We start from the raw sequence: 11764 nt of genomic DNA, 5'->3' as shown, positions 1-11764 counted from the left end.
CCGGGCCGTCGCGGGCCCGTCGCCCACCCGTCGCCGCTCCGCGTGTGCTGCGCCGGTGCGCGTGGGTCCGTCCATACGCTGCGGGAACACGACGACACCGACACCGGTCGGGCGCCGAAGCCGCGAGAGAAGCGAGAGAAGCGAGAGCCATGCGACGCGAAGATCTGCCCGCACCCGAGACGGGCATCCTCCTGACCCACTTCCTGACGGTGCGGGACGTGGCGCGCTCACGCGCCTTCTACTCGGAGATCCTCGGCGGCACGGTGGTGCTGGAGGAGAACCCGTGCATCGTCAGGCTCGCCAACGGCTGGATCATCATGAACCCCGGCGGCGGCCCCACCCCCGACAAGCCCGATGTGACGCTGCGTCCGCCGGAGGATCCGGGCACCACCTCCAGTTTCCTCAACATCCGCGTGGCCGACATCCAGGAGTGCCACCGCGAATGGAGCGCCAAGGGCGCCGAGTTCCTGACACCGCCCATCGACCGCAAGGCCGAACTGCGGTGCTACGTACGGGATCCCGACGGCTATCTCATCGAGGTGGGGCAGGCCACGGGGCTCCTGGAGGGCGTGTTCGCCGACCCGCCCGCGGGGTCGCGCTAGGAGGAGGCCTGGCGGGCTCCGCCCTCTTCCTCACCGTGATGGTCGCCGCCGGCCTCGCCGTGACCGTGACCGTCGCCGCAGTCGGCGAGGGCCCTGCCCGCGCGGAGGTTCCAGCGTCCCGCCCGGCCGCTCAACTCCGTTGCCGTGAGCGGCGCGACGTCCACCCGCCACAGGCCTCCGGCCGGCGCCCCCAGCGCGCACACCACCGCCGCGCGTACGACGTCGGGCTCCACGACCGCCACCACCCGGCCGTGCTCGCGGTCGGCCAAGTCCGCCAGCCACTCCCCCGCCCTGGCACACAGCGCCGCGACCGACTCGCCGCCGTGCGGGGCGCTTTCGGGGTCCGACAGCCACCGCGCGACGCCCTCCGGGTCCGCGGCGCCCACCTCCTCCAGCGTCCGCCCGCGCCAGCGGCCCGTCGCGCAGCCCGACAGCCGTACGTCCGTGAGCGAGGCGGCGCCGGAGAGGCCCAGCTCCTCGGCCGTGCGCACACAACGCGGCGACGGCGACAGGACTTTCGCACCGGCCGCCCGCAGCAGCGCCTCCCCCGCCGCCCTCGCCCGGCGCGCGTCCCGCAGTCCGGCGGCGCTCAGCGAACGCCCGTCGTCGAAGCGGAAAGCCTCCGAAGACTCGCTCCGTGCGGGCGAGATCAAAGTCACTCGCGTGGTCATCGCTCTCTCCTCGCACCGTGAACGGCCGTGCCCCGTAAGGGAATCGGCCCGAATCGGCCCTGTCGCTCCCCCTGTACGGGATGTGCCCGTGATGGGCGGCCTTGGCCGGGCAGGTGTTGTCGCGATACCTTCCGCACGTATCCATCGACGACGGCAGCGCGGAAGCCGGTGAGACTCCGGCGCGGTCGCGCCACTGTATGCCCCTTCCGGACTGCTGCCGCCGGCAGCGTACGGGCGGGGGCCAGCCAGACCCGCGGTGCCGTCACGAGCTCCATCGACAGGGACGCGAGTTCCCGACAGGAGGTCCTGCCATGGCACAGTCCATCGCTTCGCCCGGTTCCGCAACTCCCGCCTCCGGCGCCGCTGTTCCCGCGACGCTGCCGGTCAAGGCGATTCTTCCGTGGGCCGTCTTCTTCGGCCTGCTGATGCTCGTACTGCTGTACTTCGTCGGGGCGGAGCAGGGCGCCACGTCGCTCATCTCCGGCACGGGCGTGCACGAGTGGGTCCACGACGGACGCCACCTGCTCGGCTTCCCCTGCCACTGAGCGGGGAGGGCACGATGAACTCTGCAACAGTGAGGACTCTTCTCGTACGGGGCATGCTCGCCGGACTCGTGGCCGGACTGCTCGCCCTGGTGGCTGCCTCCTTCCTGGGTGAGCCGCAGGTCGACGCCGCCATCTCCTTCGAGCAGGCGCACTCGCACGAGCACGGCGAGGAGATCGTCAGCCGCACCATGCAGGCCACCGCGGGTCTCGCCACGGCCGTGCTGGTCTACGGCGTGGCCCTCGGCGGCATCGCGTCGCTGGCCTTCAGCTTCGCGCTGGGGCGCGTCGGCCGCTTCGGTCCGCGGGCGACGGCGGTGCTGCTGTCGGGTGCCGCGTTCGTGTGCGTGTACCTGGTGCCGTTCCTGAAGTACCCGGCCAACCCGCCGTCGGTGGGCGACCCGGCGAGCATCGACAGGCGCACGGCGCTGTACTTCCTGATGGTGCTGCTGAGCGTGCTGCTGGCGGTCGCCGCGACGATCCTCGGCAAGCGTCTCGCACCGCGTCTGGGCAACTGGTACGCGACGGTGTCGGCCGTGCTCGGCTTCGCCTTCGTCGTCGGGCTCGCCTACGCGTTCCTGCCGTCGGTCAACGAACTCCCGGAGCATTTCCCGGCGTTGCTGCTGTGGCGCTTCCGCGTCTCGGCGCTCGCCGTGCAGCTGGTGCTGTGGACCGCCTTCGGGCTGGTCTTCGGTCACCTGGCCGAGCGTGCGCTCGGGGCCCGTGCCGGAGCCCGGGCCGCGGAAGGCGCGGACGGCGCGGACGGCGAGAAGGGGCAGGCGTCGCCGTCGACGGCGCCCGCCGCGAACTGACGCCGCCGCGTCCGCGGGCGTCCGCGGGCGCGGCGCCTCCGGCCGGTGGCTGCGGCCGCTCCGGCCGCGCACGCCTCGTGACACTGCCGGGCACCCCTCGGGGCGCCCGGCAGCGGCGTCTTCGATCCGGTCCTCGGATCCAGGGACCGGCAGCAGCACTGGCGGCTCCCGCCGCCCCCGCGGCCCCCGTTCAGCTCCGCCGCCGTTCAGCTCCGCCGCCGTTCACCTCCGGCCGCCGTTCAGCTCCGGCCCGCGATCTCCTCCCGTACCGTGCGGGCCGCATCGGTCATGTGCTCAAGGGCCTGGCGGACCTCCGGCCAGCCGCGGGTCTTCAGGCCGCAGTCCGGATTGACCCACAGCCGCTCCGCGGGGACGGCGCCGAGCGCCTTGCGCAGCAGCGACGCGATCTCGTGGCTGTCCGGCACCCGCGGCGAGTGGATGTCGTACACGCCGGGGCCGACCTCGTTCGGGTAGCCGGCGGCGGCCAGTTCGTCCGCGACCTGCATGTGGGAGCGTGCCGCCTCAAGGCTGATGACGTCGGCGTCGAGATCCGCGATGGCGGAGACGATGTCGCCGAACTCGGCGTAGCACATGTGCGTGTGGATCTGGGTGTCCGCGCGCACGCCGCCCGTCGCCAGCCGGAAGGCCTCCGTCGCCCAGGCCAGGTACTCCGGGCGGCGGCCGGCCCGCAGCGGCAGCGTCTCGCGCAGCGCGGGCTCGTCGACCTGGATGGCGGCGGTGCCCGAAGCCTCCAGGTCGGCCACTTCGTCCCGCAGGGCGAGGGCGACCTGCCGTGCGGTCTCGGCACGCGGCTGGTCGTCCCGTACGAACGACCACGCCAGCATCGTGACCGGGCCGGTGAGCATCCCCTTCACGGGGCGGCCGGTCTGCGACTGGGCGTAGCGGGTCCACTCCACCGTCATCGGCGCGGGGCGTGAGACGTCGCCGGCGAGGATCGGTGGCCTGACGTAGCGGGTGCCGTAGGACTGCACCCAGCCGTGCTGCGTCGCGACGTATCCGGCGAGGCGCTCGGCGAAGTACTGCACCATGTCGTTGCGTTCGGGCTCGCCGTGCACCAGGACGTCCAGTCCGGCCTGCTCCTGGAAGGAGACGACGTCGCGGATCTCGGCGGCGATCCGCTCGGCGTATCCGTCGGCGTCGAGCCGCCCGGCCCTCAAGTCCGCGCGGGCGGCCCGTAGTTCACCGGTCTGCGGGAAGGAGCCGATGGTGGTCGTGGGCAACGGCGGCAGGTCCAGCCGGGCGCGCTGTGCCGGGGCGCGCTCCGCGTACGGCAGGCTGCGGCGGCCGTCGGCGTCGGTGACGGCCTCGCTGCGGGCGCGCACCGCCGGGTCGCGGGTGAGCGCCGCGGACGAACGGGAGGCGAGAGCCCCGGAGTTGGCGTCCAGCAGACCCGCGATGCCGTCGGTGCCCTCGCTCAGCCCCTGTGCCAGTGCGACGACCTCCTCGGTCTTCTGCCGTGCGAAGGCGAGCCAGCGCGCGATCTGCGGGTCGACGTCGCGCTCGACGGCGGCGTCGAGCGGCACGTGCAGCAGCGAGCAGGACGGCGCGACGTCGACCCGGTCGGCGAGGTCGAGCAGGGAGGTCAGCGTGGACAGCGACCGCCTCAGGTCGTTGATCCACACGTTGCGGCCGTCCACGACGCCCGCCACCAGCCGCTTGCCGGGCAGTCCGCCGGTACGCGCCAGCTCCGCGAGCCCGGTGAGGTCGGCGGCGGCCGGACCCGTGAAGTCCATCGCCAGGCCCTCGACCGGCGCCTTCGCCAGTACGGGCAGCGCCTCGCCGAGCCGGTCGAAGTAGGAGGCCGCCAACAGCTTCGGCCGGTCGGCGAGTTCGCCCAGTTCCCGGTAGGCGCGTGCCGCGGCGTCCAGCTCCGCCGCGCCGCGGTCCGCCGCCAGTGCGGGCTCGTCGAGCTGCACCCACCGGGCGCCCGCCGCGCGCAGGTCGGCGAGCACCTCCGCGTACACGGGCAGCAGCCGGTCCAGCAGCGTCAGCGGCTCGAAGTCCGCGGCGACGCCGGGTGCGGGCTTGGCGAGCAGCAGATATGTGACGGGCCCGACGAGGACGGGCCGGGCGTCATGACCCTCCGCAAGGGCCTCGGACAGTTCGCCGGCCTGCTTCGCCGGGTCGGCGGCGAAGACGGTGTCCGGCCCCAACTCCGGTACGAGGTAGTGGTAGTTGGTGTCGAACCACTTCGTCATCTCCAGAGGCGCCACGTCCTGGGTGCCGCGTGCCATGGCGAAGTAGCCGTCGAGCGGGTCCGCCTCTACGGCTGCGCGGTGCCGCTCGGGCACGGCGCCCACCATGACGGTGGTGTCCAGCACATGGTCGTAGAGGGAGAAGTCCCCGGTGGGAACCTCGTGCACGCCGGCTTCCGCGAGCTGCCGCCGGTTGTCCCGGCGCAGCCGCGCCGCGGTCTCCCGCAGGCCCTCTGCGGTGACCCGGCCCTTCCAGTAGCCCTCGACGGCCTTCTTCAGCTCGCGCCCCTGACCCTGCCGCGGATAGCCGTGGACGGTGGCCCGTGAGGTCTTCGAGGCGTCGGGCGTCTTAGCCTCGGGCGTCTTCGCGTCGGGCGTCTTCGCGTCGGGCGTCTTCGAAGCGTTCGTTGCCGGGTCTGCGGACTTCGCTGTCACTCAACTCTCCTTCGCGGGTCTCGCCGGTGACGACGGTGAGGCACGGAGCGAGCTGCTGACGAGGAGAGGCGACGCGGCGGCGGTCACGCACGCCGCGCGCTGCTCGCCGGTACCGCCGACCCGCCCTCGAGGTCACCGGGACCGATCCGCCGGCGACGGCATCCCCCGGGCCTTGCCGCCCGGGCGGTGCCCCCGGCGGGCAGTGGCAGGTCTTCGGGCTCATGGGCCCGCCGCGTCCGTGGTCCACGGAGGGCTCCTGCCGACCGTCGCTTCCCGGACCCGGCGGGGCCCGGTGCGTAGACGGCGTTCGTTCCCGCTCACCGCTGCGGGGCAGTTCCGGAGTCTCACCGGATTCCCTCTTGCGACGCGCCTGTCTGGCCGACAGGCCGAACCGACTGTCTCTCCAGCGTAGGGGCGTGCGAGCCGCCCGGACAAAGGCAGGCGGTGAGGCGTACTTCAGGGGGCTGCCGGTTCCGGGAGGCGCGGGGCGGCGGGTCGCGGCCCCGCGCGCGAGGGGGTCGGCGCCCGGCTGCCGGCTCCAGCCGTGAGAGCGCGCACGTCGCGTCCCGCGTTCCGCGCCGCGTGGGTCCGGGCGCTGCGCGCCCGGCGAGCACATGCCCCCGGCCTCCGCCGGGCCCCGGCCCGGCCCACGCCCGGCCCCGGGAGATCAGGCCGGTCGGCGGCCGCCGGGTGCCGGAGGCTCCCGCCGCGCAGGGCCGTCCGGGTCGTGGCGGTGTGGCGCGCGCACCGTCGTGGGGCGGGCCGTTCCAAGCTGCTGCCGCAGAGTCGCCGATCCGCCGGACGGCCGCGCAGGGCCCCGGCGGGGCGAACCCTTCCGCAAGCGACTGGAGAAGATGACCATGCCACCCCGTACCGAGTCCCAGGCCGCCACGGCGTCCCAGGCGTCCCCGGCATCCGAGCCCCCGGCATCCGAGGCCGCAGCGTCCGAGCCCGCAGTCACGACCGGCGCCCCGTACCGTGCCGCGCCACCGCCCGCTGACGCGGACGCGGACGCGTCCGGAGACTCCCCCGCCCTCCCGCCGGAGGCCAACCCCGCCGACCCCGGCTTCTGGCAGCTGCCGCACGACCAGCGGCACCAGGTCTTCGCGACGCTGCGCAAGCAGGAGGCGCCCGCGTACTTCGCGCACCCGCCGCACGCGCTGCGCAAGCGCCAGCAGCCGGGCTTCTACGCGCTCGTCAGACACGAGCACGTACAGGAGGCCAGCCGGAACGCGGCCGTGTTCGGGAGCGCGCCGGGCGTGACCACTCCGCATCCCGCGCCGTGGGTGAAGGCCGTCTTCGGCGACTCCATGGTCAACCTCGACGGCCCCGACCACGCACGGCTGCGGAAGATCATCTCGCGGGCGTTCAGCCCCCGGCTGCTGGCCGGTGCCGAGAAGGACGTCGAGGAGGTCGTCGCCCGGGTCGTCGCGGACGCCGTGCGGCAGCCGTCCCGCGAGTTCGTGACCGCCGTGGCCTCCCTCGTGCCATGCGAGGTCGTGTGCAACATGATGGGCATCCCCCGCAGCCACCGGCCCCGCATCCTCGCCCAGCTCAACGACGCCTCGGAGAACATCGGCGTACGCCGCGGCGCGGGCGCGAAGTTCCGCATCCCGGGCAAGGGGCTGCGCGCCCTGGCCCGTATGCACGTCATGATCGCGATGCTGGCGCGGGAGCGGCGGCGGAACCCCGCCGACGACCTCATCTCCGCGCTCGTCACCGCCGACGTGGACGGACAGTGCCTGGGCAACCGTCAACTGGGCGCGTTCTTCACGCTGTTGATGGTCGCGGGCGTGGAGACCACCCGTAACGCGATCTCGCACGGTCTCGCGCTGCTCGGTGAGCACCAGGAGCAACGGGAGCTGTGGGAGAGCGACTTCGAGAAGTACGCGGACACCGCGGTCGACGAGATCGTGCGGTACTCGACGCCCATCATCCAGTTCCGGCGCACGCTGCGCAGGGACCACGTCATGGGCGGACGTACGCTGCGCGAAGGCGAGACGGTCGCGCTCTACTACGCCTCCGCCAACCGCGACGAGGCCGTCTTCACCGATCCGGACGTCTTCGACATCACGCGGGACCCCAACCCCCATCTCGGCTACGGCGGCGGAGGACCCCACTACTGCCTCGGCGCGCATCTCGCACGCCAGGAACTCAAGGCGCTCTTCCGCCTGTTGCTCACCGACTCGGTCGGCATGCGGGCTGCCGGGCTGCCCGATCTCGTACCGTCCAGCTTCGACAACCGCGTGCGCTCGCTGAAGTTCGACACCGTACGGTCCCGCGGTGACGGAGCGGCGACCGCCGGATGAGCGGATGAGCCCCGCGGTGAGCGGCCCCGACGGGGCGGGGGCTCCGTGAGCGGTCCCCGGTAACGCGTCCGCGGTGAGCGGTCCCGACGGGGCGGGGATTCCGTGAACGCCCGCAGGGCGCGGCGGCGTTGTGGCACGGCGCGCAGGGTTATGACGCGCGCCGTTGCCGCGCGCCCGAAGACGGTTTCTGCGCGGCTGTCGTCGAAAGCCCGTCACTCTACGATGAATTGCATGAATACCGTGGTGTTCCTCCTCGCACTCGGCACCACTTGTCGTATAACCAGGTTCGTAACCAAGGACAGCCTCGCGGCGGGCTTCAGAACATGGATGGCGGCGCGGTTCGGGGACGATTCCAGGCCCGCGTATCTCGTCACTTGCAGCTGGTGCACCAGTATCTGGGTGGCCGCTGCCGTCGTCCCTGCCGCGTATCTCGCCGGCGGCACCCCCGCATTCCAGGTCGTCGCCCTGATCCTCACCGTGTCCTATCTCGCGGGACTCGCATCCAACTGGATCGACTGAAGCACCGGTGCCGGTTCCATGTGCGCGCCCCGAATTCCCCTCTCCGGTACGGCGGTTGCGTTGCGCCTCCGCTCGCCGCCGATGTGTCGGCCGTGCCCCGTCCCGGGCACACACGTTGTACGGAATCGCCGTGGCGGCCACGCCGCCACCGGCCCCGGTATCCCGCCGGATTCTGCGGCACCACACGAATTCACCGGAAACACCGCTGACTTGCCGGAGTGAACGGGCGAGCGGTGCGGAACCGCCGGGTCCGACGGGCTCGCGCGCGGGAAAGGGCCGCTGCTGCGGCCAGGAGCGAAGGAGGGCTCAATGGGATGCAATTGCGGCGGGCGAGGGCCCCGCCGGACAGTCACCGTCTACCGGCTGATCCTGCCGAACGGCGTCACCCGCGACTACGTCACCTTGCAGGAGGCCGACGCCGCCAACCGCAGGGAAGGAGGCAGGGGCACCGTCGTCGCGGTCAACCGGTAGGAGCGCACCGCAGACAGGGAACCCTCACGCGGGCCGGGCACCATGCCTGGTCCGCGTGAGGGTTCCGTCGTTTCGCCACGCGACGCATCACGGGCGCCGAGCGGTCGCAGCGACGGCACCGCAGCCGACGTGACCATCGGCCGGAATGATCAGACGAGCAACCAGGCGAAGCCTCCGGGCCGGCTTGCACACGGCCACCCGAGGGGGCGCCAGGTTGTGAATGCGCAGGCCCGAGTGCGAAGGCGCACGCCCCTTCTGGCGGATTTCCCACGGGGAAGTCAACGCCCCGTCCGCGTACGGAAATTGACCACGGATCGTGTCGCGAGGGTAAACGTCCGAAGGCCGGCGGGATTCTCCGTGCCGGACGGTCGCGACGGAATCCATGCCCGGTCCCCGCCTTCGGCCACTGCCTGCGGACGGTCAACTGGACTCCGTATCAAGGGAGTTGCTGTTCGGGCCTCTTTCCTCGGCGATGAGGGGCGCACGGAAACGCGCGGAGGGACCTTGCGTGGCACGACGGGGGCGCGAGCGGCGCCTCATCGATTTTCCCGGCGCGGCAGATCACTACGGGTTCCCTCGCATCACTCGTACCGGTGGAGAACGTACGCCGGGTAACCATGTTCCGTGACGCTCGAAACGGCCCCGCATCCGCGTTCTTTGAGACAAAAGCGCCGTGCGCGGCCGCGCCGTCCCACTGCTGGTTCATGCGCCCCCTCGCCCCCAATTGCGCTCGGCCGAACGGGGGTTATCGCGTCCGCTCGTCTAGCTCCACCGCGTATCGGCGACGCCTACTGAAGACGTCGAAGAGCTCGCCGCCTATTCCCTGGCGGAAGCGCAATCGGCTCATCAACAAGGCGATGTCGCACGGTCATTGACTCAGTCGAGCCACGGCAGCGGGCAGGCTCCCGCCTTCCGTCATGGACGATGAGAGGACTCAGCATGGCAACGACCACCACACTCAGCGCACCGACACCTGCAACTCCCGTATGCGGGGACGCCGTTTCGTTCACCGTCACGGTCACGGAATCGGACCCCCTCACCAACGGAGACCCGTCCGGCCCCGTCACCATCTTCATCACCGGCGACGGACCGCCCCTCACCGGGAACCTGACCGTGCCCGTGCCGGGCTCGGGCGTGGGCACGGTCACCCTGAGCACCGCCGCCGGTGACGTTCCCACGGGCTCCCACAGCGCCGTCGCCCTGTATCCGGGCGGCGGGAGTTCCGCCCCCTCCTTCTCCGACCCCCCGGTCGTCTTCACCGTCACCGCGGCCGCGACCACGACCACCATCAGCGCGACGCCCGACCCATCCGTCTGTGGCGACTCGGTCACCGTCTGCGCCACCGTCACCAACGACGACTTCCCGGGCAACACCCCTACAGGCAACGTCACCTTCAGCGGCACCGCGGGAGTCACCGGCACCTACCCCCTCGACGCCACCGGACAGGCCTGCGCACCGGCCAGCACCACCCTCGACAGCGGCACCATCACCGCCACCTACACCCCGACCGACGTCTGTTTCGCCGCGTCCACGGCGACGGACAGTCTCACCGTCAACCCGGCAGCCACCACCACCACGATCAGCGCGACACCCAACCCGGCCACGTGCGGCGAATCGGTCACCGTCTGCGCCACCGTCACCGGCGGACCCTCCACACCCACCGGCAACGTCACCTTCGGCGGCACGGCAGGACTCAGCGGCACGTACGCCGTCGACGCCACCGGACAAGCCTGCGCAACGGCCAGCACCACCCTCACCAGCGGCACCATCACCGCCACCTACACCCCTGACGACGCCTGCTTCGCGCCGTCCGCCGCCGCACCCCTCACCCTCACCGTGAACCCGGCGGCCACCACGACCACGATCGCGGCGACGCCCAACCCGGCTACGTGCGGCGAATCAGTCACCGTCTGCGCCACCGTCGCCAACACCGACGTGCCCGGCAACACACCGACAGGCAACGTCACCTTCGGCGGCTCGGCAGGACTCATCGGCACTTTCCCCGTCGACGCAACCGGACAGGCCTGCGCAACGGCCAGCACGACCCTCGACAGCGGCACCATCACCGCCACCTACAACCCCACCAACGCCTGCTTCACGACGTCCACCGCCACCCCGGTCACCCTCACCGTCGACCCCGCCGCCACGACCACGGCGATCAGCTTCACCCCGACCGGGCCCTACATCTGCGGTGACTCCATCACCGTGTGCGCGACCATCACCAACGACGACCTCCCCGCCAACACCCCAACAGGCAACGTCACCTTCAGCGGCACCGCAGGACTCATCGGCACCTACCCCGTCGACGCCACCGGACAGGCCTGCGCCCCCGCCAGCACCGACCTGACGACCGGCACCGTCATCGCGACGTACAGCAGCGGCGACCCCACCTGCTTCACCAGTTCCATCGGGACGGAGAACCTCACCGTCAACCCGGCGCCGACCACGACCACGATCAGCGCGACACCCAACCCGGCCACGTGCGGCGAATCGGTCACCGTCTGCGCCACCGTCACCGGCGGACCCTCCACACCCACCGGCAACGTCACCTTCGGCGGCTCCGCGGGAGTCATGGGCACGTACCCCGTCGACGCAACCGGACAGGCCTGCGCAACGGCCAGCACAACGCTCACCAGCGGCACGATCACCGCCACCTACAACCCGGACATCGCCACCTGCTTCGAGACGTCCACCGCCACCCCGGTCACCCTCACGGTGACCCCGGCCGCGACCACGACAACGGTCACCGCCACACCCGACCCCGCCATCTGCGGTGAGCCCGTCACCGTCTGCGCCACCGTCACCAACGACGACGTCCCCGCCAACACCCCAACAGGCAACGTCACGTTCGGCGGTACGGCAGGAGTCACCGGCACCTACCCCGTCGACGCCACCGGACAAGCCTGCGCACCCGCCGGCACCGACTTCACCAGCGGCACGATCACCGCCACCTACGACCCCACCGACACCTGCTTCACCGCATCCACGGCAACCGACACCCTCACCGTCAACTCGGCAGCGACCACCACGACGGTCACCGCCACGCCCGACCCCGCGATCTGCGGTGAGCCCGTCACCGTCTGCGCCACCGTCACCAACGACGACGTCCCCGCCAACACCCCAACAGGCAACGTCACCTTCAGCGGCACGGCAGGAGTCACCGGCACCTACCCCCTCGATGCCACCG

General features: G+C 71.9%; 9 protein-coding genes and 2 riboswitches. Of the genes, 7 read left to right on the top strand and 2 right to left on the bottom strand.

What is annotated here, in order from left to right; all coding sequences use genetic code 11:
• The first annotated feature begins 149 nt into the window (after window positions 1-149).
• Window positions 150-602, top strand: coding sequence for a VOC family protein (locus tag HCC61_RS17540; RefSeq protein ID WP_169136445.1), 453 nt, complete (start codon window positions 150-152; stop codon window positions 600-602).
• On the opposite strand, the gene HCC61_RS17535 is transcribed toward HCC61_RS17540, so the two are convergent.
• The gene (locus tag HCC61_RS17535; RefSeq protein WP_169136444.1) at window positions 599-1273 is read right to left on the bottom strand and encodes a histidine phosphatase family protein; all 675 of its coding nucleotides are present in this window, start codon (window positions 1271-1273) and stop codon (window positions 599-601) included. The genes HCC61_RS17540 and HCC61_RS17535 overlap by 4 nt on opposite strands.
• Window positions 1274-1387: 114 nt before the next feature.
• Window positions 1388-1547: riboswitch (cobalamin riboswitch) on the top strand.
• Between the two features lie 37 nt (window positions 1548-1584).
• Here HCC61_RS17535 and HCC61_RS17530 point away from each other — a divergent pair.
• Together HCC61_RS17530 and HCC61_RS17525 are read left to right on the top strand one after the other, a co-directional pair.
• Window positions 1585-1818 (top strand): CbtB-domain containing protein, encoded by a 234-nt coding sequence (locus HCC61_RS17530; protein WP_169136443.1) that lies wholly within the window; start codon window positions 1585-1587, stop codon window positions 1816-1818.
• A 14-nt stretch (window positions 1819-1832) separates the two neighbouring features.
• Window positions 1833-2627 (top strand): CbtA family protein, encoded by a 795-nt coding sequence (locus HCC61_RS17525; protein ID WP_169136442.1) that lies wholly within the window; start codon window positions 1833-1835, stop codon window positions 2625-2627.
• Window positions 2628-2866: 239 nt separating this feature from the next.
• Here the strand turns inward: HCC61_RS17525 and metE are convergent, their stop codons facing one another.
• On the bottom strand, window positions 2867-5278 hold the full coding sequence (gene metE / locus HCC61_RS17520; protein WP_169136441.1) for a 5-methyltetrahydropteroyltriglutamate--homocysteine S-methyltransferase: 2412 nt from the start codon (window positions 5276-5278) through the stop codon (window positions 2867-2869).
• A gap of 207 nt (window positions 5279-5485) precedes the next feature.
• Window positions 5486-5639: riboswitch (cobalamin riboswitch) on the bottom strand.
• A gap of 499 nt (window positions 5640-6138) precedes the next feature.
• On the opposite strand from metE, the gene HCC61_RS17515 reads away from it, so the two are divergent.
• The 4 genes from HCC61_RS17515 to HCC61_RS17500 form a co-directional block, all read left to right on the top strand.
• Window positions 6139-7587 (top strand): cytochrome P450, encoded by a 1449-nt coding sequence (locus HCC61_RS17515; protein WP_169136440.1) that lies wholly within the window; start codon window positions 6139-6141, stop codon window positions 7585-7587.
• Window positions 7588-7818: 231 nt separating this feature from the next.
• A complete protein-coding gene (locus tag HCC61_RS17510; RefSeq protein ID WP_169136439.1) occupies window positions 7819-8106 on the top strand; it encodes a DUF1360 domain-containing protein in 288 nt (95 codons plus the stop codon).
• Between the two features lie 309 nt (window positions 8107-8415).
• Window positions 8416-8577 carry a hypothetical protein gene (locus tag HCC61_RS17505; RefSeq protein ID WP_169136438.1) on the top strand — a complete coding sequence of 54 codons (162 nt, stop codon included), beginning with the start codon at window positions 8416-8418 and terminating at the stop codon, window positions 8575-8577.
• 939 nt (window positions 8578-9516) lie between these two features.
• On the top strand, window positions 9517-11764 hold a 2248-nt coding region (locus HCC61_RS17500; protein ID WP_169136437.1), incomplete at its 3' end, for an Ig-like domain repeat protein.

This window comes from Streptomyces sp. HNM0575, assembly GCF_012726265.1.
In the GTDB taxonomy this organism is placed as follows: Bacteria; Actinomycetota; Actinomycetes; order Streptomycetales; family Streptomycetaceae; genus Streptomyces.
Note: the sequence above shows the minus strand (reverse complement) of the source record. Positions and strands in the feature narration are given on the sequence as shown.

Bases quoted from the DNA above. Each gene is read 5' to 3' on its own strand.
- HCC61_RS17530 (WP_169136443.1), top strand. From the start codon at position 1,585: ATGGCACAGTCCATCGCTTCGCCCGGTTCCGCAACTCCCGCCTCCGGC.
- HCC61_RS17510 (WP_169136439.1), top strand. From the start codon at position 7,819: ATGAATACCGTGGTGTTCCTCCTCGCACTCGGCACCACTTGTCGTATA.
- HCC61_RS17505 (WP_169136438.1), top strand. From the start codon at position 8,416: ATGGGATGCAATTGCGGCGGGCGAGGGCCCCGCCGGACAGTCACCGTC.
- HCC61_RS17540 (WP_169136445.1), top strand. From the start codon at position 150: ATGCGACGCGAAGATCTGCCCGCACCCGAGACGGGCATCCTCCTGACC.
- HCC61_RS17525 (WP_169136442.1), top strand. From the start codon at position 1,833: ATGAACTCTGCAACAGTGAGGACTCTTCTCGTACGGGGCATGCTCGCC.
- HCC61_RS17535 (WP_169136444.1), bottom strand. From the start codon at position 1,273: ATGACCACGCGAGTGACTTTGATCTCGCCCGCACGGAGCGAGTCTTCG.
- HCC61_RS17515 (WP_169136440.1), top strand. From the start codon at position 6,139: ATGCCACCCCGTACCGAGTCCCAGGCCGCCACGGCGTCCCAGGCGTCC.